The 18897-nt window shown below is 66.6% G+C and carries 21 protein-coding genes; all 21 read left to right on the top strand.

The features are described 5' to 3' along the window. Nucleotides 1-150: 150 nt before the first annotated feature. The 21 genes from SD72_RS06355 (at nucleotide 151) to SD72_RS06255 (ending at nucleotide 18709) form a co-directional block, all read left to right on the top strand. Nucleotides 151-1704 (top strand): ABC transporter substrate-binding protein, encoded by a 1554-nt coding sequence (locus tag SD72_RS06355; protein WP_042543608.1) that lies wholly within the window; start codon nucleotides 151-153, stop codon nucleotides 1702-1704. Further along, nucleotides 1701-2651, top strand: a complete 951-nt coding sequence (locus SD72_RS06350) for an ABC transporter permease (RefSeq protein WP_042543607.1) — start codon at nucleotides 1701-1703, stop codon at nucleotides 2649-2651. Before SD72_RS06355 ends, SD72_RS06350 begins: the two co-directional genes overlap by 4 nt. Beyond that, nucleotides 2638-3483, top strand: a complete 846-nt coding sequence (locus SD72_RS06345; protein ID WP_052492512.1) for an ABC transporter permease — start codon at nucleotides 2638-2640, stop codon at nucleotides 3481-3483. The genes SD72_RS06350 and SD72_RS06345 overlap by 14 nt, the downstream gene beginning before the upstream one ends. After that, nucleotides 3480-4352 carry an ABC transporter ATP-binding protein gene (locus SD72_RS06340; RefSeq protein WP_052492511.1) on the top strand — a complete coding sequence of 291 codons (873 nt, stop codon included), beginning with the start codon at nucleotides 3480-3482 and terminating at the stop codon, nucleotides 4350-4352. The genes SD72_RS06345 and SD72_RS06340 overlap by 4 nt, the downstream gene beginning before the upstream one ends. Next, nucleotides 4349-5122: an ABC transporter ATP-binding protein gene (locus SD72_RS06335; RefSeq protein ID WP_042543606.1), complete on the top strand. Its 774-nt coding sequence runs from the start codon at nucleotides 4349-4351 to the stop codon at nucleotides 5120-5122. Before SD72_RS06340 ends, SD72_RS06335 begins: the two co-directional genes overlap by 4 nt. Beyond that, nucleotides 5119-7281, top strand: coding sequence for a family 1 glycosylhydrolase (locus SD72_RS16865; RefSeq protein ID WP_052492510.1), 2163 nt, complete (start codon nucleotides 5119-5121; stop codon nucleotides 7279-7281). The genes SD72_RS06335 and SD72_RS16865 overlap by 4 nt, the downstream gene beginning before the upstream one ends. A 297-nt stretch (nucleotides 7282-7578) precedes the next feature. Further along, nucleotides 7579-10905, top strand: a complete 3327-nt coding sequence (locus SD72_RS06325) for a M20/M25/M40 family metallo-hydrolase (RefSeq protein WP_198141888.1) — start codon at nucleotides 7579-7581, stop codon at nucleotides 10903-10905. A 137-nt stretch (nucleotides 10906-11042) separates the two neighbouring features. After that, a complete protein-coding gene (locus SD72_RS06320; RefSeq protein WP_198141887.1) occupies nucleotides 11043-12035 on the top strand; it encodes an alpha/beta hydrolase fold domain-containing protein in 993 nt (330 codons plus the stop codon). Nucleotides 12036-12211: 176 nt separating this feature from the next. Then, complete coding sequence (locus SD72_RS06315) at nucleotides 12212-12733, top strand: hypothetical protein (RefSeq protein WP_042543604.1); 522 nt, start codon at nucleotides 12212-12214, stop codon at nucleotides 12731-12733. A 26-nt stretch (nucleotides 12734-12759) separates the two neighbouring features. After that, nucleotides 12760-13758, top strand: coding sequence for a pseudouridine synthase (locus SD72_RS06310; protein ID WP_042543603.1), 999 nt, complete (start codon nucleotides 12760-12762; stop codon nucleotides 13756-13758). A gap of 186 nt (nucleotides 13759-13944) precedes the next feature. After that, entirely contained in the window at nucleotides 13945-14457 is a 513-nt protein-coding gene (locus SD72_RS06305; protein ID WP_042543602.1) for an Asp23/Gls24 family envelope stress response protein, read from the top strand. Further along, nucleotides 14454-14645: a DUF2273 domain-containing protein gene (locus tag SD72_RS06300; protein ID WP_042543601.1), complete on the top strand. Its 192-nt coding sequence runs from the start codon at nucleotides 14454-14456 to the stop codon at nucleotides 14643-14645. Before SD72_RS06305 ends, SD72_RS06300 begins: the two co-directional genes overlap by 4 nt. Then, nucleotides 14642-15028: a hypothetical protein gene (locus SD72_RS06295; protein WP_042543600.1), complete on the top strand. Its 387-nt coding sequence runs from the start codon at nucleotides 14642-14644 to the stop codon at nucleotides 15026-15028. Before SD72_RS06300 ends, SD72_RS06295 begins: the two co-directional genes overlap by 4 nt. Further along, a complete protein-coding gene (locus SD72_RS06290; RefSeq protein WP_042543599.1) occupies nucleotides 15029-15613 on the top strand; it encodes a DUF6286 domain-containing protein in 585 nt (194 codons plus the stop codon). Next, on the top strand, nucleotides 15610-16227 hold the full coding sequence (locus tag SD72_RS06285; protein WP_042543598.1) for a hypothetical protein: 618 nt from the start codon (nucleotides 15610-15612) through the stop codon (nucleotides 16225-16227). The genes SD72_RS06290 and SD72_RS06285 overlap by 4 nt, the downstream gene beginning before the upstream one ends. A gap of 40 nt (nucleotides 16228-16267) precedes the next feature. Further along, on the top strand, nucleotides 16268-16483 hold the full coding sequence (locus tag SD72_RS06280; RefSeq protein ID WP_042543597.1) for a hypothetical protein: 216 nt from the start codon (nucleotides 16268-16270) through the stop codon (nucleotides 16481-16483). 62 nt (nucleotides 16484-16545) lie between these two features. Then, entirely contained in the window at nucleotides 16546-16740 is a 195-nt protein-coding gene (locus SD72_RS06275; RefSeq protein WP_042543596.1) for a CsbD family protein, read from the top strand. A 63-nt stretch (nucleotides 16741-16803) separates the two neighbouring features. Continuing rightward, complete coding sequence (locus SD72_RS06270) at nucleotides 16804-17070, top strand: GlsB/YeaQ/YmgE family stress response membrane protein (RefSeq protein ID WP_042543595.1); 267 nt, start codon at nucleotides 16804-16806, stop codon at nucleotides 17068-17070. A 123-nt stretch (nucleotides 17071-17193) separates the two neighbouring features. Next, complete coding sequence (locus tag SD72_RS06265; RefSeq protein WP_042543594.1) at nucleotides 17194-17760, top strand: RNA polymerase sigma factor; 567 nt, start codon at nucleotides 17194-17196, stop codon at nucleotides 17758-17760. Next, nucleotides 17757-18371, top strand: a complete 615-nt coding sequence (locus SD72_RS06260) for an Asp23/Gls24 family envelope stress response protein (RefSeq protein WP_042543593.1) — start codon at nucleotides 17757-17759, stop codon at nucleotides 18369-18371. The genes SD72_RS06265 and SD72_RS06260 overlap by 4 nt, the downstream gene beginning before the upstream one ends. A gap of 2 nt (nucleotides 18372-18373) precedes the next feature. After that, a complete protein-coding gene (locus SD72_RS06255; protein ID WP_042543592.1) occupies nucleotides 18374-18709 on the top strand; it encodes a hypothetical protein in 336 nt (111 codons plus the stop codon). Nucleotides 18710-18897 lie beyond the last annotated feature (188 nt).

Genomic DNA, 18897 nt, shown 5'->3' with positions numbered 1-18897 from the left:
TCCCACGGGGTGGTGGGGGAAGTGGCACCCGTGTCACGAGGTGTTCACCCGGTGTTATTCGGTCGGAAAGTGGCACTAGTGCCACCATTCATTCAGCCTCCATACCGTTCTGGGTGTGGCCACTCGAGCCACCCAAAACCAGGAGGATCCATGTCCAGAAAGTGGGCCGCACGCGGCCTCATTGCTGCCGCCGTTCTTGGTGCCTTCACGCTCTCGGCGTGCAGCGGGCCAGCCGGCGGAACGACGCCAACCACCCAGCAGAGCACCGCAACCCCCGTTGCTGGTGGCACGATGACCGTCGCGCTCGACCGTGAGGTGCCAAGTCTCGACCCCGCAGCTGGCGCGATCGGGCAGCAGCCGCTCTTCATCTTGGCGAACGCGCTCTACGAGCCCCTCATGAAGCCGGGTAAGGGCGGCACCGTCGTCCCGGGACTCGCGACCTCGGTGGAGGCCGACGCGACGGGAACGACGTGGACGATCGAGCTCCCAGCCGGTCTGACGTTCTCAGACGGCTCACCGCTCACCGCAACATCGATCAAGCAGTACTTCGAACACCTCCTCGACCCAGAGACGAAGTCGGCATCGGCCGGGCAGCTCGCCCAGGTGAAAGACATGACGGTCGAGAACGACACCGTGCTCACGCTCACCCTCCACCAGCCGAACGCGGACTTCAGCGCCCAGTTCGCCCGCGGCCTCGGCATGATCGCATCGACCTCGGCGACGGACGAGTTCGGGTTCCCACTCGGCGCCGGCCCGTACAAGGTCGAGAAGTTCGTCGGCGGCGATTCCATCACCGTCACGCGAAACGACGAATACCAGGGCAGCGAGCCGGCCTACCTCGACTCGATCGTGTACGCCATGATGCCCGACTCGGAATCGCGCCTGCAGAGCCTGCAAGCCGGAGACGTTGACCTCATGTGGAGCGAGGTCGCCAGCCACTTCGAACAGGCCCGCAGCAACGACGCCCTCGCCGTCCATGCCGCACCGGCAGCGATGACCTCAATCGTGCTCAACCTCGCGAACCCGAAGTTCGCCGACCTTGAGGTGCGCCACGCACTCGCGCAGGCAATCGACCGCGACGCGGTGAACACCGTTGTCAACCTCGGCGAGGGCACAACGGTCGACAACCCGTACGCGCTCCTCGGCGAACTCGCCCCCGAGATCACGTACCCGAAGTACGATCCCGCGGCCGCGAAGCAGGTGCTCGAGGGCAAAGATCTCGCGTTCGAACTCACCGTCAACAACCGCACCGAAACGGTCCAGCGGGGCACGGTCCTCAAGGACATGCTCGCGGAGGTCGGTGTCACCGTAACCCTCAAGCCGCTCGAAGCGGCGGAGTACGGTGCGACGCTCGGAGCCCACGATTTCGAGGCCGCCGACTTCGTCACCTCGCTGTTTGCCGACGCTGCGGGCGGACGCCTGGTCGCGCGCTCGGAGGCGCCAGTGAACTTCGGCGGCTACGCTAACCCGGCAGCGGATGCAGCCCTCGACGCGGCCGCAGCGAACACCAACGTTGCCGAGCGAGCAGCCGACCTGAAGGTAGCGTCGCAGAACCTCGCCGACAACCTCCCGATTCTCTGGCTCACCGCGAGCAACGCTGGTTTCGTCTCCAAGGCGGAGGTCGCTGGTATGCCAGATCTCACCGGGATCTCGCTCGTGTCGGTGCAGCCAGCATCGATCGGCTGGGCTGAGGCGCAGCAGTGATCCGCGCCGGGTTGCCGCGCATCCTGCGCTCACTCGGGGTGCTGCTTGTCGTCGCGGCCCTCACCTGCCAGTTGGCGTTTCTCATGCCAGGCGACCCGGCGCTCATCCTGCTCGGCCAGGAATCGACCGAGGCTCAGCGTGCGGAACTCCGCCACACGCTGGGCCTCGACCAGGGCTTCTTCCCGCGGTTCTTCGACTGGGTCGGGGGCGTGCTCACCGGGGATTGGGGAACGTCGTTCACGTCAGGAAGGCCAGTGCTCACCGAAATCCTCGAGCGCATTCCCGTGACACTCGAGCTCGTGCTCCTCGCACAGCTCCTCGCCCTCGCGGCGATCATCCCGCTCGCCCTCGGAAGCGCCCGCCGCGTCGGTGGCCGCTTTGACCGGGTCGTCTCAACGGCGACATTCATCACGCTCGCGGTACCGTCGTTCGTCGTCGGCGTGATCCTCATCTACCTGTTCGCCGTGCACCTCGGTTGGCTCCCAGCAACGGGGTACGTCGCGTTCGCCGAGGATCCGATCCAGAACCTCAGGCGCATGATCCTCCCCGCGCTCACCCTCGGCATCTCGGAGGCCGCCGTCTACACCCGTGCGCTCCGAGGGGCGGCGATCGAAGCCGTCCGGGCGCCGTACGCCTACGCGACCATGGTGCGAGGCGCGAGCGACAGGGCGCTCATGTGGCGGCGGATCCTCCGCCCGTCATCTCCCACCCTTGTCGCGATGCTCGGCATCACCGTCGCGACCGCGCTCGGCGGCTCCCTGCTCGTCGAACAGCTGTTTGCCCTCCCCGGGCTCGGGCGCCTCACCGTTGGCGCGCTCGGCGCACGCGACCTGCCGCTCATCCAGGGGGTCGTGCTGTTCGCGGCGATCGTCGTGGTCGCCGCAGGCATCCTCACCGACATCGCCCTCTTCCTCATCGATCGGAGAAGCGCTCGTGGCCGCTCCTGAACTCATCGCCATTCCCGTCAGCTCGAAGGCCCGCGCCCGGATCCCGCAACTGGGTATCACCCTCGCCATCGGGTGGCTCAGCGTGCTCGCCGCCGCGACGATTGCCGTGCTCCTCGGCGCCGGTGCAGACCCACTGGCGAACGACTACAGCGCGATCAATGCTGCTCCGGGGCTCCAGCACCCGTTCGGCACCGACAGCCTCGGCAGAGACATCCTCTCCCGGTCGCTGCACGGCGCAGCCGCGAGCGGTTTCGTCGCGATCATGACCGTGGTCATCGGCGGCGGCGTCGGGATCCTGCTCGGCGTGCTCGCCGGGCTCGTCCGCGGCGTCGTCGAGGCCGCCGTCGGGTTCATCACGGACGTCACCATCGCGCTCCCGTCGCTCATCATCGTGTCGACCGTCGTGACGCTCGCCGGACCGAGCATCTTCACCATCGGGTTCATCATCTCGGCGTTCACCATCCCCGTCTTCGCGCGCCTCGCTCGCGCCGCCACGCTCTCCGTCGCGACCGAGAACCACGTTGTCGTCGCAAGAACGCTCGGGGCGAGCGGCTGGCGGGTGCTCACCAAGGAGGTGCTCCCCAGCGTGCTGCCGCTGATGATCCCCGTACTCATGACCACGATCGCTGGCGCAATCGTCGCCGAAGGAGCACTGAGCTTCCTCGGCTTCGGCCTCCGCCCACCAGAGCCCTCGTGGGGCGCACTCATCGCGCAGGGCCGAGCGGAACTCACGAGCGCGCCGTGGCTGACCATGTTCCCCGCGCTGATGATCTGCCTCACGATCCTGTCCGTCAACGTGCTCGGCGAGCACTTCAGAGAGGCACGACGATGACCGAAACCCCGCCCGTTTCCGCCGCCCCCGACACCGTCCTCGCGGTGCGGTCACTCACCACAACGATCCACCGCCGCGGCGTCGAAAGCACCGTCGTCGACGACGTCTCCTTCAGTATTCGCGCTGGCCGCTCGCTCGCGGTCGTCGGCGAGTCTGGGGCGGGAAAGTCGATGCTCATCCGCTCGCTGCTCGGGATCCACCCTCCCGGGCTGGACGCGCGCGTCACGGGCAGCGTCGAACTCGCGGGAGTGGACATGCTCAACACTGGCGCGGCGGCAAGACGCCGTGTGCTCGCCGCGCAGGTCGGAATGATCCACCAGGATCCGCTCCGCTCACTCAACCCGACCTACCGCGTCGGCCAGCAACTCACCGAAGTGCTCACCTTCGGCAGGGCGCGGCCGAGCCGGAGCGCGCTGCGGCGGCGCGCGATCGACGCGATGGCGGCCGTCGGGTTCCGTGACCCAGAGCACGAAGCGCGACGCTTCCCGCACGAGCTCTCCGGTGGCCAACGGCAACGCATCGGCATCGCGGCCGCGACTCTCACCGACCCCGTGCTCCTCATCGGCGACGAGCCGACCACCGCGCTCGACGTTACCGTGCAAAAACGCGTGCTCGACCTCATCGACGAGCGCCGCAAGCGCACCGGGGCCAGCCTGCTGCTCGTGACACACGACCTCGGCGTCGCCGCTGAGCGCTGCGACGACCTCATCGTGATGCGCGCGGGCAGCGTCGTCGAATCCGGGCCAGCGCAGCAGCTCCTCACCCAGCCAGCACACCCATACACTCGCGCCCTCATCGACGCGATCCCGCGCCTCGACGGGCCACGCCCGCGCCGGCTCCGCACCCTCGCCGAAGGAACACTCTCATGAGCGCAACACCCGCAGCACTCGACGTGCGCGACCTCGTCGTCGGCTACGGCAACCGCACCGTGCTCCACGGCGTCTCCCTCACCGTGCCGCGCGGCGGCTGCGTTGGCCTCGTCGGGGAGTCTGGCTCGGGGAAATCCACGTTCGCCCGCACCGTGCTCGGGCTGAAAGCGCCGACATCTGGCAGCGTCACCGTTGCCGATGACGACTCGCAGCACCCGGTGCAGATGGTCTTCCAAGACCCCGTTTCCTCGCTCAACCCGCACCGCAGAGTCATCGACATCGTCGCCGAGCCGCGGACCATCTCCGGCGTCGGCACGCGCGCCCAACGACGAGCGGCAGCGCGTGAGCTCCTCGCGCGCGTTGGCCTCGCGCCCGACCGCTTCGGCGAGGTCAAGCCAGGAAACCTCTCTGGCGGCCAGGCCCAACGCGTCGCCATCGCGCGGGCACTCATGGCTGAGCCGAGCCTCCTGCTCTGCGACGAACCGGTGTCATCGCTCGACGTTTCCGTGCAGGCACGCGTGCTCAACCTGTTCGCCGACCTGCGCGAAGAAACCGGGCTGAGCATGCTTTTCGTCACACACGACCTCGCCGTGGTGCGCATGATCTCTGACGAGGTGTGCGTGCTCAACGAGGGCCGCATCGTCGAGTGCGGACCAACCGAGCGGGTCATCTCCGCCCCAGAACATCCCTACACGAGGGAACTGCTCGCTGCCGCGCCGCGGCTGCCGCAGCTTCCGAACACTCACGCCACCGAAAGGACACTGTCATGACTCGCACCTTCCCACCCGGATTCGTTTGGGGTTCCGCCACCTCCGCCTACCAGGTTGAGGGGGCATGGGACGCCGACGGGAAGGTGCCGTCGATCTGGGACACCGCCATGCGCGGCGCCCTCACCGTGCCGGACGGCACGAGCGGCGACACCGCGATTGACCAGTACCATCGCTTCGCCGAGGACTTCGACCTGCTCCGCGACCTCGGCGGGACAGCCCACCGATTCTCGACGTCGTGGCCGCGCATCGTGGTCGACGGCGCTGGCACCGTGAACGAGGCCGGGCTCGACCACTACGACCGTGTCGTTGACGCCCTCCTCGAGCGCGGCATCGCGCCCGCGCTGTGCCTCTTCCACTGGGACACTCCCCAGTGGCTCGAGGACCTCGGCGGCATGATGAACCGCGACTTTGCGGAGCGTTTCGCCGAGTACGCCGGCCACATGGGCGAACGCCTCGGCGACCGGGTCGCCCAGTGGTTCACCCTCAACGAGCCGGTGAACCCGACGCTCGGTGGCTACCTCGCCGGGGGACTGCCCCCGTACCGCAGGGAACGGGTGCGTGGCGGTCTCATCTCGGCTCACCACCTGCTCCTCGCACACGGGCGCTCGATCCAGGCGCTCCGCGCTGCGGGCGTCAGCGGGCAGATCGGAAGCGTCGTCAGTATCGGCGGTGTCGTGCCAGCAACGGACCATCCCGCCGACGTTCACGCCGCCGAGCGCGCCGAATACTTTGAGGGAAAGCTCTTCCTCGACCCCATGTTTGGGCGTGGGCACCTGCCGGAGGTTGCGGCGGTGCTCGGTGACGCGATCCACGAGGGGGACGCCGAGATCATCGCGCAACCGATGGACGTGTTCGGGGTGAACTGGTACTCGCAGTACGCGGCGGCCGCTCCCGAGCGGGCTGCGACGCACGCGATGGGCGTGCCAGAACGCGGCAGCATGGTGACGGCGCTCGCGGGCGCTACCGCGCCGCTCGGGTTCTCGCTCGTCCCAACTCCCGGCGCCCGCTGGGGTGGGGCGCACAGGCAGATCACTCCGGGCGGTTTCGCCCGCGCCCTCCGCTGGGTCGCCGAAACCTACCCCGAGCATCCCGATATCGTGATCACGGAGAACGGTGTCGGCGGGGCCGACATCCCAGGCCCGGACGGCATCGTGCACGATAGCGAGCGCATCGAGTACCTCTCCTGGGCGCTCGCCGAGCTCCACGACGCGATCTCAGCTGGGGCGCGAGTCACCGGCTACCACGTGTGGTCGAGCATCGATAACTTCCAGTGGATGGCGGGGTTCACCCACCGGTTCGGTCTCATCCACGTCGACGCCGAAACGCTCGTGCGGACACCGAAGGACTCCTTCGCCTGGTACCAACAGCTCGTGCGCAGCAACACGATCCCCGAACCCGTCGGCGCCGAGGCGACAGGCGATCACGTCGGGGTGGCGGTCTCTGGCGTGCGCAACGTGCGCGGCGTTGGCGGGTTGCGTCTCACCGAGGGCGGCACGCTGCGCGACGGCGTGCTGCTGCGGTCGGCCGGGCTGCACGCCATCGACGAACAGGGAAAGCGCGCGCTCTGCGCATACGGCGTGCGCACCATCATCGATTTGCGCGGCGAGGCAGAGTCGCTTGGCGCCTCCGACCCCGAGTTCGGGCCAACCCTCGTGTCGCTGCCACTGCACGAGCCAGCCACCGAGCCGGCAACCATGCTCTCGCTGCCCGAGATCTATCAGGAGATCGTCGACGGCAGGGGCGAGCGCATTGTTGCGGGCATCCGCGAGATCCTCGCGCTCGAAGACGGGGCAGTGCTCGTCCACTGCACCGCAGGCAAGGACCGCACCGGGGTGTTCGTCGCGCTCCTGCTGTCAGCGATCGGTGTCTGCGATGAGGACGTCATCGGCAGCTACGCCGAGTCGGCCGAACGACTCGGACAGCCCTTCGTCGAGGAGGTGCGCGCACACCTTGGCGGCGTCACCATCCCCGCCGACATGGAGGCGTATCTCATCGCATCCCCCCGCCAGTACATCGTCGACGTGCTCGCCGCGGTGCGGGCCGAGCACGGCAGCACGTGGGCCTACCTGCTCGCGCACGGGCTCACTGAGGGCGAGCTCGGGAAGCTGCGGGATCGGTTCCGCGGCGAGGCCCCGGTAGCCGCGAGCGCCCGCGCATAGCAGGCAGACGTGAGCGCAGCCGCGGCGGGTTCTCACCGCTGCGGCTGCGCTCTCGTGCGCGGCGCACTCGGCCACACGCGGCGAGTGATTCCGGCGATATACCCGAGTTGTGTCGGCACTTACAAGGGTCTTGAGGGGCCCTTGAGGTTACTCGCGAAAAGTCCCTCCGACACGCTGAGATCGTTTGACTTGGGTGGCTAGCTCCGAGATGCTCGAAGGTGGTCTGAGGGGAACTCGGCCTCGCTTATCGCGAACTCATCAAATGGTCACTGTGGACCAATGAAGGAGATTACTGCAATGAGGCATACGCCTGTTGCGATGGCACTTGGGGTGTCATTGTTGCTGTCTTTGGGGGTCGGGGTCAGCGCCCCGACCGAGAGTTCGGCTGAGGAACCGTTCCAGCCGAGCACCACCTACGACCTGTCGCTCACGGAGTCGGATCGCGCGGCAATCCACGCCGAGGTGGAGGCCCTCACCGGGCGGGTGGCGAGCGCACGGGCAGGCGACGGCTCGTACGATCCGCTCAGCCTCGTCGGCGCGATGCTCGACGGGTCGAGCTACGACTCCATCTCACGCGGTGCGGGCGGGCAACCCATCCCAACCGAATACCCGTTCCCGGTGAACAACACCGAGGCGAACCAGCATGAGTACGACCGCAAGGTCGCCAAGCTCGCCTGGGTCGTGAAGCTCGCCAAAGACATGGGATTCCCCGTTGTGGTGCAGCGCCAGCCAGACAAGTACGTGTACGTCGAGATCGGCGACCCAGAAGCGCCCGAGATGATCTCGGCGCTGAGCCACCTCGACTCACCGACATCATCGGTGTCTCCGGCCCAGCTTGAACGCTGGCGCGACGCAGACGGCAATCTCGGTACCCCTGGCGCGTACCACTCGCCGTACATCCAGGACGGCTGGATCTATGGCGCAGGCATCCAGGATGACAGCGGCCCGACGCTCGCGACAATGTTCGCCGCGAAGGCGCTCCTCGAAGCCGGGCTGCCCCTCGACCGTCGTATCCGCATCACGATGGGCGTCTATGAGGATGGTGGGCCTGGCACACCGACCGCGGCGAACACCGCTGCGTTCCAGTCGATCCCGTACAACGCTAACCCGAGTTTCTACGACAACTGGGCTTACAAGAACCTCAATCGCGAGGAAACCCCAATTGCGGCCTACACGTCTGATTCACGCTTCCCCGTGATCATTGGCAACACCACTGCGGTGACCCCCGACGTGTCGATGGATCTGTCGGCTGACGCAGGGAAAGCGTTCGCGCTCACGAACGCCACCGCCGGTGTCACCCTGCGGGAGGGTGACCCGACGCTCAAGGACATTGCGTACGGCAGCACGACGCAGATTGCGTCACGCGCGATCTTCACGCTTGACGTTACCGGTGTGCCAGAGGCGGATCGCGACGGTTTCATTGGAGCGCTCGTTGAGAGCGCAAGCGCGCGGGGCTGGCTCCCAGCACCCGCCGGCACCACGCCAAAGGTTCAGGCAGCGATCGTCGACGATGCGCTCACCCTTGAGATCAACACCGGCATGACCATGGAGATGCCAACTCCGCAATACGGCAAGAACGCTGTCGTGTGGGGCATGTCACTTATTTCCGCTGCGCTCGACGCGGTGGGCGTCACCGCGGACGACATGCAGCTGCAGCGCGCAGCAGCGGGCATCGCTGACCTGTTCTTCCGCGACGGTGTTGAGGGCGAGGCATACCTTGGGAAGTACATGGGTATCCAAGAGCACCTGCTGCGCAACCCGAGCAACGGCGCCCCGAACCTCACGTTCGCACTCATGGGCGGGATCAAATCCGAGGAGCCGACGCCGTTCTATGCCCCTGACAGCGGCAAGCTGAGCATCCCGATGTTTGTGCGCAGCATGCACGTCACGGCGGAGGACTCTGCGCAGGCCATGGGGGCCGTGAAGGCGGCCTTCGAAGGTCAGGGCTTTTCCATCGGTGAGCTCGGCGCGCCAATCGGGGCTGGCCTCTACGTCACCCATGACAACCCGCTGACGGCGCTGCAGTTCGAGAGCTACAAGGCATCGATCAACCACGACCCAGCGTCGTTCGACGGCCCGGCATCGCTCAGCGACATCGTCTACCCACTCGGCACGACCGGAGGGACGCTCGCAAGCAACTTCCGCAACAAGATGACGGCGTTTGGCGCGGTTATCCCTGGCAATGAGCGCTGGTGGCACACGGCGAATGAGCGCATGGGCGTGGACTCCGCGGTCCAGATGACGAAGATGATGGCCGACGCGATGCTTGAGATGGCTCGCTACAGCGGGCCAGCCGGTGCACAGTTCATGTGGGCAGACCTGCCAGGCATGAACACGAATCGTGCTGACCTCGACCTGCTCGATGTCACCATTGGCAGCTACGTCGACGCTTCGGACGCCGTCACGGAAGAGCACCTTGGTTCGCAGGCGCTGCTCGGGGCGACGACCTTCAACATTCCGATGTGGGATGGGCGTGGGAACACGACGAAGTCGGCAGCCGCGTACGCGCTCGGGCACGCGCAGGGGGGCGTCTACCTGCCCCTCGACGACCCCGAATACCTGGAAAGCACCTACGCTGCGCCAATGCGGCTGGAGTTCAAGGTTGACCGGCCAGCGCACATGAGTGACAGCGCCTGGGCCACGTTCATTGACGGCGGCTATGGCGACTTCACATTCAGCATCCTTGTCGGTGATGACGTGGTCGAGCTGGCGGTTCCCGAGGGGGAGGATCCCGAGCTGTTCTTCTCCTCACGAACGTCGGAGACGAACCCGAACGCGATCTACCTGTCGGTAAACCTCGCAATTGCCGATGCACCGTTCGAGGGCGTCGAAGCGCTCGTCGCCGACTCCAAGACCGACATGTACACGGTCAATCCGGAGTTCCTGAAAACGCGTTCCGACCCGTTCCCCGAGCGCGGCGCGATCGAGAAGCGAGGTTTCTTCTCGTTCGGTGACGGTGAAAAGAATGCCGAGTTCTCTTCGCCAGACGCGGTGTACGTCTCCGTCGACAATGCAGTGATCGACACAAAGATCACCGCTGAGGTGACGACGGTGGACACAAAGAGCGGCACGAAGAGCGGCAAGCAGAGCACGCTGACGATCACCGTCACCCGGACCCACATCGATGGCAGCGAGTCGGTAGTCTCCGAGGCGTTCACGATCGACGGTGAGAACGTCGCCGGCGCGTACACCGTTGGCGATCTGGTGGTGTGGGTTGACGCGCGAGGCAATGTCCTCGACGGGGAACCGGAGACCGTCGTTATCGTCCGCGACTCGAAGGGCAACGTCTTTGCAGGAGCGACGGTTGATGCCGGCGGTGCCTGGGTGATCACCGGCAAGGTGCCGTGCGGGGAGACACTCACCGCGACCAAGCGGATCGGCGATGGGCTCGAAACGGCAGCGGCCGACCCCTTCAAGGCGCCTGCTTGCTCCGTTGACGGTGGAGACGGTACCGGCAGCGAGGGAAGCGGCGGAGACGCCAGCGCGGGTACAGGAGGCGGTAGCGGCGACGACGTCGCGGCTACTGGCGGTATCCCGTTGCTCCCGGTCGCGCTCGCCGCTGCGCTTGCCGCGCTGCTCGGGGCAGCAGCCATGTTGCTGGCGCGGCGTAGGCAGCGTCAGTAGCCTCCACACTGGCGGGGCGTTGGCGGGGCGCGGGATCTTCGGATCCTTCGCCCCGCCCTGTCCGTCTTACACGCCGCGGTGCCCCGGTGCGGGCGAATCCGGCGTTGCGCGATGCGCTGCGCCGCTGAAGAATGGGAGTGCGCGAACCTTGCCGCCGACAGCCAACGGAGGTCATGATGTCGGAGCACCGCCAACACCCACCGCCCGTCGGGGCCGCCGCCCCAGAGGCTCGCATCCCGATCCACCCGGAGCTCGTCGCCGCGGCGCGCTGGCTGCCGCGGCACGTGACGAACCGGGTGACGCTGCGTCCGCAGCGCGTCCTCACCCGGATGGCACAGGCCTTCACCCGGCGCGGCCCCGAACCGGTCGCGGTTACGGTGTCTGCGTCGCTCACGCTGTTTTGGCCTGCGGGCGAGCCGCCGAAGGCCGGGCCGCCGTTGCCCGCGCTGCTGTGGATCCACGGCGGCGGATTCGTCGCAGGCTCGGTGCGGCAGGATCTCGCGCGCTGCGCGGACATGGCGGCGGCGACGGGCGCGCTGGTGGCCGCAGTCACCTACCGGAAGGCGCCGGAGCACCCGTACCCGGCTGCGCTGCACGACTGTCTTGCTGCGCTGCGCGCGCTGCGGGTCATGCCCGGGGTCGACCCTGAGCGCGTCGCAGTCGCGGGGGCGAGCGCAGGCGGCGGGCTCGCCGCGGCGCTCGCACTGCGCGTCAGGGACGTGGGGGATCCGCCCCTCGCAGCACAACTGCTGCTCTACCCGATGCTCGATGACCGGACGGGAAAGCACGCTGACGAACGCCACTTTCGGCTCTGGGAACACCGGAGCAACGCGTTCGCCTGGAAGGTGTACCTCGGCGACGCCGACCCCAGCGCCGCGGTCCCCGCCCGCGCCGCCTCACTCGAACGCCTTCCGCCAACGTGGATCGGTGTCGGAACGAACGACCTGTTCCTCGCGGAGAGCCGCAACTACGCTGCCAGGCTGCGGGCCTCCGGGGTGCCGTGCGAGCTGGCGGAGGTGCACGGGGCGTGGCACGCATTCGACGGGTTTGTTCCCATGGCCGCCGTGTCGCAGCGCTTCGCCGCGGAGCATCACGGCTTCGCGCGCCGGGCATTGGCGGTGAAAGCGTAGCTGTCGCCGGCTGATTGGCGCAGCCGCGGAGCACCGCACACGGCACAGACGACACCCGCTTGCGAGTCGCATCGCGGGCTCTACGCGCGGCAGGTGGGCCGGGAGCACCTGAGAGTGCGGGATACTGGTGGGTGGCACATATTTGGGGCCCGCGCACACCTTGGAGGGCACACATCATGGATCTACTCGCTTCGAACGACTCCCCGCTGAACCGCTACGGCTCGCTGGAGGAAGCACTCGTGCACCGCCGCGCCCCAGTCGAAAACCGGGTGTTCCTGCGCACCCTGCTCAACCGCATGCCGATCGAGCGTCTCGTGCGCGCCGACGGTGGTATTACCGTGGTTCGCTCTGACGACGCTCCCGACATTCTTGTTCGCAAGGGATACACCGTCGGGTTTCAGACGGAAGAAGAGATCATCGCGGTTGTCGGCTCCGAGGCCGAGCGCTGGGAGAGCAAGCGCAAGCCAGGCACGTGGGCGGTCGATCACCCCGTCGGGGGCCGCGGGCCCATCATCGAGGCTGAGGAGCTCGCGGCTGAGCGCGGCCCCGTGAAGCCAGCGCGCGGCGCGAAGCGCGTCGCCAAGCCGAAGGCTGAACCCAAGGTGAAGAAGCCGGTCGTGCAGGAGCGTGTGCAGCCGGTATGCCCGAACTGTTTCATGCTCATGGCGCTCTCGGGCGTTTGCGGCAACTGCTCGTAGCGGCCGCTTGGCGGTAGGCTCGTCGGGTGCCTCCGCGTTCCCCGTTGCCCCAGCGTCTGGGCCTCGACCCCGCTTGGCTCCGAACCGAGGGGCGCGACGAGGCTGACCCCGCGACGTGGCCGCTCATGCGCGACTGGTTGGTGCATCGCGTCGGCATGCACGTCGACGTCGACGCGTTCATCGCTCAAGGGCGGTTTGTTACCGCGACGGGGGTGCCCGTGCTCGCGGCGGACCCGTTCCGCCCGAACACCTTCGTGTGGTTTTACCGCGACCTCCCCGATGAAGCCAGGGTGCCGGGGGAGGTGCGTGTGCTGTACCGCGATGACCGGATCGTGGTCGTTGATAAGCCAGCGTTTCTCTCGACCATTCCGCGTGGTCGGCACGTGCGCGAAAGCGTCGTCGTTCGCATGCGCAACGCGCTTGGGCTGCCTGAGCTCACGCCAATGCATCGGCTCGACCGTGTCACGTCAGGGGTGCTGCTCATGGCAACCGAGCGGCGGTGGCGGGGCAGCTACCAGTCGCTGTTTCAGTACGGGCAGGTGACGAAAACGTATCGTGCGGTAGCGGGAATTCGTGACGATCTCGCGCTGCCGGTCACGGTGCGCAACCACCTCACGAAGGCGCGTGGCACGATGCAGGCTGAGGTGATCGAGGGCGCCGAACCGAACGCGGAATCGCTCGTCGAGTTTGAGCGCGAGCTCACCGCGGCGGAGCAGGGAGCGCTCGGTGGTGGAGCGCGCAGCGGGATCTATCGGCTCACACCGCACACCGGGAAGACGCATCAGCTCCGCATCCACCTCTGTGGACTCGGTATCCCCATCGCGGGCGACCCGCTCTACCCCGTCACGCTCGACACCCCGGTAGACGACTTCAGTACCCCGCTGCAGCTGCTCGCGAGCGAGTTGCGCTTCGTCGACCCCGTGGACGGGAGCGACAGGCACTTTGTGAGCGAACGCCGCTTCCCACTTGCATTTGAATCCGACGCTGAAGCGCCTCACTCGCAGGCAGCGCACACTGGCACCTAGCCCGATACCACAGTCAGCGAGTCGATTGGCCCCTCCTGAGTTCTGCACAGGAAAATCGCAGCCTTCGGGAGCATTTTGTGACGACTCCCGCCTTCCACCCGTCTCACATGTAGAGCGACATTCTCTCGCTCTACACAAGACGGCTCGACCGCTCAGGCCGAGCCACTGACAGTGGAGGTACTTCTGATGGCTACCGAAGAGACGAACACGACTGTTGTCACCGACAAGGCGCCGGCTGCACGCCGCGCTACCACCCCTGCTCCAGTCTCGTCGCGGGTTGACCGCACGAGCGCACCGTTCGAATCCGGCGCAGCGAACGAGTCGGCTGGGCGCACGACCGTCGCAGAGGGCGTCGTAGCGAAGATCGCAGGCATTGCCGCACGCGAGGTGCCCGGTGTCTACGCCCTTGGTGGCGGCGGCGCTCGCGCACTCGGTGCGATCCGCGACGCGGTCAACGCCACCGACCTGACCCAGGGTGTGAAGGTTGAGGTTGGGGAGACCCAGGCCGCAGCCGACATCACGATCGTTGTCGACTACCCTGCTCCGATTCAGGATGTCGCAGGAAACGTGCGCACCGCTGTGACGAACGCCATCTCCCTCATGGTCGGCCTCGAGGTCGTCGAGGTGAACATCGAGGTCAACGACGTTCACCTCCCGAGCGACGACGCTGACGACGACGAAGAGTCGCGCGTCTCATGAGCGCGACAGTAGCCGGGGCGCTGATGGGCGCGACGCTAGCGTTCGCCGGGCTCATCTTCGGGTTCTGGGGCTTCCTGCTCGTGCTGTTCCTCATGGGAGTTGGCGCGCTCGTTGGACGCATGCTGTCGGGTGAAATCGACGTGCGTGCGCTCGCCGGTGCCTTCACAGGCAGGCGCACCTCGTCATGAGCGCCGAGGCCGTTGACACCCCCGAGCGGACGACGGTCGTAGCTCCTCCTGAGATTCGCGGAGCCGTGCGTGTCCGTCCGCGGGCAATCGAAAAAGCGGTCCGCGAAGCATCTGCGGCGACCATGGGCGCTCCTCGCGGGGACGTCAGTGTCGAAATTGCAGAGTGGGGCGGCGGCCTGAACGTGCGGGTCGCAACCAAGCTGCAGATTCCTGCGCTGGACGACACCGAGGCGATCCGAGCAGAACTGCCCATCCTTGAGCGGGTGCGGGAACTCCAATCCGCACTCGCCACGGAGCTCTCCAGGCTGACAGGCAGGGAGATCCACCGCGTCACCGTCACGGTGACCGGCGCAATGATTCCTGAGCGAAAGCGGGTGAGATAGATGAGTAACGCAGTGTTGCAGCGGGTGGTGCGTCGCGAGACGCACTCGCCTCGCACCGTGATCACCGTCGTCGTGCTCGTCATCATTATTGCCGCGGCCGCATACGTTGGCACCGAGCTGGTGCTGCGCCTCTTGGGTGCCGGGCCGCTGCTCGCGGCCCCTGGGGCCGCGCTGACCTGGCTGGCAGACCTGCCCGATCTGGAGCCGGTTGCTGGCGTTGGAGCAGCGGGTGCCGTCGTCGCGCTGGTGGGGATCGTGCTCGTGTGGTTCGCTCTCGCCCCCGGGCGCCTGTCGAAGCACCAGCTCGGTGACTCAACCCATTCGGTGGTCGTGGACAACGGGGTGATCGCGTCGGCAGTTGCCGAGCGCGTGCGCCGCGAACTCGACCTCTCGAAGGACGGAGTGGTTGTGGGCATCGGCCATCGCAGCGCCGATGTGACGGTGCGGCCGGAACCGGGCCAGGTCGTGACGTCGGACGAGGTCCGCGCCGCAGCGCAAGACGAGCTCGCAGGGTATGGGTTGGCGCCCGCCGTGCGGGTCCGGGCTCGCGTGCAGCATCGGGCCGAAACGGGAGGATCGAAATGAATGCGACGAATCGGGCCGTGAACCGGCTCATCCTCGGAGTGGTCGGCCTGGTACTCATCGCCGTTGGCGGCGGGATCGTGACCGCGATCGCCTGGCCAGCAGCGGCAGACATGTGGCGCGAAGCGATGTCGAACGCGGTTGGATGGCTGCAGGAGGCTCATGCAGCTACGAAGATCGCCGAGGCAACGACACTGAGCTGGCTAGCGCTTGCTGTGCTCATCGTCTTGGCCTTGATCGTCGCTATCGCTGTCACGGTGATGGCGCGGCTCGGTGGGGGCCGAACAACTGCGGTGACCCGCGTCGAGGCGGGGGAAGGCGCCATCGGTGCCGTGACGATCCGCCACGGTTTCGCGGCTGACGCGCTCACGCACTCACTCGCCGGATACGACGAACTGCTCACCTCCAGGGTGAATGCGAGTCGGGTTCGCGGCGAGGAAGTGCTGCACGTCAGCGTCACGCCGCGGCAGAACACGTCGCCAGCTGCGGTCGCTGGGATCGTCACGCAGCTCGTCGACAACCTCGCAGTCCTGCTCGGCAAGGAAACGCCAACCTATGTGTCGATTCACTCAGGAGTCCGCGCACGGTTGGCCGCCGACCAGTCACGCGTGAAGTAACAACCTGGGCGCACTGCGCCCAAGAAATGGGGGAAGCAACATGTGGAAAAACACGCTGATGATCGCAGTTGTTGCGGTCGCTGCCTATCTGGTCGGGGTCGAATCGGCGAAGTCTCGTGGCAAGAACTACGAGGATCTTCGTCACCAGGTCGAGCGGCTCTGGTTGAGCCCCGACGCAAAGAAGGCAAGACGACGCATGGGTAAGCAAGCCAAACAGGCCGCAAAGCAGGCACGCAAGAGCCTGCTCGGGAGCTAGCTCACCCACCCGTCAGTGATCCACGCCCCCAACATCGGGGGGCAAACATGAAAGGAACAGCAATGAACGCTGTAGACAAACTCAAAGCCGCAGCCGAAAAGGTGACCGGAGAGGTCAAAGAGGCAGTTGGCAAGGCGACCGACAACGACAAGCTCGTCGCCGAAGGGAAGGTCGACAAGGCCAAGGGTGAGGTGAAAGGCACCGCCGCCGACGTGAAAGACACCGTCGCCGACGCGAAAGACCGCCTCACTTCGTAACCCGCTTGCGGCGGGCCAGCCGGCCCGCCGCACCGTCGCACTACCCAACATAAGGACATCTCCATGGGCTTCTTCAGTTTTCTCCTCCTCGGCCTCATCGCAGGCGCGCTCGCAAAATTCATCCTCCCAGGCAAGCAGGGCGGGTCTTGGTTCATGACGCTGCTCCTCGGCGTGCTCGGGGCAATGCTCGGCGGCTGGCTTGGCGGGGTGATCTTCAACGTGAACCTGCAGGGCTTCTTCAACCTGTCGACATGGCTGCTCGCGGTTGGCGGTTCGATCCTCGTGCTGCTGATTTACGGCATGTTCACTGGCCGTAGGTCACAACAATGAGGAGTTCACACAGAATCTGCCCCGTTCCCTACATTTCGGGCGAGGATTGGGGTAGGAAGCGGCGCTCACGGCGTCGTGTGGCCCTTGTTGAGGGAGGGCCCCTTCTCGTAAGGGGGGCTAAGAATGAGCTATGAATTCGAGCGCGAGTCACTCGAGAACGCCGACGATCGTATCGTGGCGGGGCGCGCAGCCGACGGCGATACGGTGGCGTTCGCGGTGCTCGTTCGGCGGTACACGCCGATGATGCGGGCGTATGCGCGGCGGATCCTGTCGGGCTCTGCAGACGTGGACGACGTGTTGCAGGACGCGTTCATCACCGCGTGGGAGCAGCTCGCGCAGCTCCAGGATCCCGGACAGACGAAGAGCTGGTTGATGCGCATCACCAGCCGCAAGGCGATCGACCGGGTTCGGGTCTCCCGTAGCTACACCGACCTCACCGAGATGGAGCTGCCGGCTCCGGAACGAATAGCGCCGCCGCGCCAGGCCGAGGCGAACGCGGGGGTGGCGGCGCTAAACGAGGCCCTCCTCGCGCTACCCGATGCCCAACGCGAATGCTGGGTGCTTCGCGAGTTCGGTGGGTACACTTACGAGGAAATTGCCGAACAGTTAGACGTTTCTGTGTCTACGGTTCGAGGTCTCCTTGCGCGGGCCCGCAAAGACATCATTGTTCGGATGGAGGATTGGAGATGAATCAAGACGACACTCGCAGCATCCTTGGTCTCGAGCCCGAAGATCTCGACGGGCATTCGATCGAGGAGCTCTCTGACTACCTTGATGCCGGGCGGCGCCCGCCGAATCGCGCCATTGACGAGTCAGCGCGCTGTCAGAACGCGCTCGACGCGCTCGAACGGTTGCGCAACATCACCCCTGCGCTGCTCGCCTCCGACCTCGCTGCTGAGCCCGAGCCGCAGGAAAGCTGGATCCAGGGGATCCTCGGCAGTATTGCGCTCGACGCGCGCGCGGGCCGGCGCATCCCCATCACAGCGACCATCGCCGATGCCGACCTGGGAATCACCGAGGGCGCAGTCCGCGGCCTCATCCGCGCAGCCGAAAGCTCGCTGCCCGGCGTGGTCGTAGGTCGCTGCACGCTCGACGGCGATGTCACCGAGCCCGGTGCCGAGATCCGCGTGAGCGTCGAACTCAGCGTTCCGTACGGCGCGGATATTCCCGAAACGGTCGACAGATTGCGCGGCGAGATCACGCAGCGCATCGCGGCCCACACCACGCTCAACCTCAGCGGCGTCGACGTCGCCGTGCAAGACGTTCAATACGCTCCGAACCGTTCGGAAGAAAGGCTGTGACCATGTCAAGCGAATACGCGCTCGCCACAGCGATCGAGGAGACCGTGCGGGCAACCGCCGGGGTTGCCTCGGTGTTTCGTGCGGGCACGACGGCGGTGAAGCTCGTCGACGCGGGAACTGAGCTCGTCGGTCTCGGCGCCGAGCGCGTGTCGCTCGTGAGAGTCACGCTTGAGGGCGAGAAACCGCACGTCGAGATCGCACTCGGAGTGCACCCGGCGGCCGGGTCGGTCGCGACCCTTCACAGCGTGCACGCCGCTGTCGAGTCGCTGATCGCCGAGCGCGGCGTTGCTCCCGCTGACATCGTGATCACCGTGATGCGGGTGAACGGAGCGCACTAGCCGCAACGCACGGCACGGGCCTCGATGGCCCGTGTCTGGCGTGCCCATGCCCCGCAATCATGAGGCTCGCAGCTTTCACTTGTAGCTTGCATGTTGAGCGCATGGTGCATTCGGCTGAGTGGCTGCGGCGTCCCGGTGTTAACTGTGGGCTTCCTGTGGCGTTGTGCTCGCCGAGGCATTTCGGTGTG

The sequence above is a fragment of the Leucobacter komagatae genome, from assembly GCF_000834055.1.
GTDB lineage: Bacteria > Actinomycetota > Actinomycetes > Actinomycetales > Microbacteriaceae > Leucobacter > Leucobacter komagatae_A.
This window is presented reverse-complemented; position numbering and strand designations above follow the sequence as displayed.

Coding starts and splice junctions, on each gene's coding strand:
- SD72_RS06270 (WP_042543595.1), top strand. CDS start 16,804: ATGGGCTTCTTCAGTTTTCTCCTCCTCGGCCTCATCGCAGGCGCGCTC.
- SD72_RS06305 (WP_042543602.1), top strand. CDS start 13,945: ATGGCTACCGAAGAGACGAACACGACTGTTGTCACCGACAAGGCGCCG.
- SD72_RS06290 (WP_042543599.1), top strand. CDS start 15,029: ATGAGTAACGCAGTGTTGCAGCGGGTGGTGCGTCGCGAGACGCACTCG.
- SD72_RS06340 (WP_052492511.1), top strand. CDS start 3,480: ATGACCGAAACCCCGCCCGTTTCCGCCGCCCCCGACACCGTCCTCGCG.
- SD72_RS16865 (WP_052492510.1), top strand. CDS start 5,119: ATGACTCGCACCTTCCCACCCGGATTCGTTTGGGGTTCCGCCACCTCC.
- SD72_RS06285 (WP_042543598.1), top strand. CDS start 15,610: ATGAATGCGACGAATCGGGCCGTGAACCGGCTCATCCTCGGAGTGGTC.
- SD72_RS06260 (WP_042543593.1), top strand. CDS start 17,757: ATGAATCAAGACGACACTCGCAGCATCCTTGGTCTCGAGCCCGAAGAT.
- SD72_RS06255 (WP_042543592.1), top strand. CDS start 18,374: ATGTCAAGCGAATACGCGCTCGCCACAGCGATCGAGGAGACCGTGCGG.
- SD72_RS06265 (WP_042543594.1), top strand. CDS start 17,194: ATGAGCTATGAATTCGAGCGCGAGTCACTCGAGAACGCCGACGATCGT.
- SD72_RS06355 (WP_042543608.1), top strand. CDS start 151: ATGTCCAGAAAGTGGGCCGCACGCGGCCTCATTGCTGCCGCCGTTCTT.
- SD72_RS06280 (WP_042543597.1), top strand. CDS start 16,268: ATGTGGAAAAACACGCTGATGATCGCAGTTGTTGCGGTCGCTGCCTAT.
- SD72_RS06275 (WP_042543596.1), top strand. CDS start 16,546: ATGAACGCTGTAGACAAACTCAAAGCCGCAGCCGAAAAGGTGACCGGA.
- SD72_RS06315 (WP_042543604.1), top strand. CDS start 12,212: ATGGATCTACTCGCTTCGAACGACTCCCCGCTGAACCGCTACGGCTCG.
- SD72_RS06335 (WP_042543606.1), top strand. CDS start 4,349: ATGAGCGCAACACCCGCAGCACTCGACGTGCGCGACCTCGTCGTCGGC.
- SD72_RS06295 (WP_042543600.1), top strand. CDS start 14,642: ATGAGCGCCGAGGCCGTTGACACCCCCGAGCGGACGACGGTCGTAGCT.
- SD72_RS06325 (WP_198141888.1), top strand. CDS start 7,579: ATGAGGCATACGCCTGTTGCGATGGCACTTGGGGTGTCATTGTTGCTG.
- SD72_RS06300 (WP_042543601.1), top strand. CDS start 14,454: ATGAGCGCGACAGTAGCCGGGGCGCTGATGGGCGCGACGCTAGCGTTC.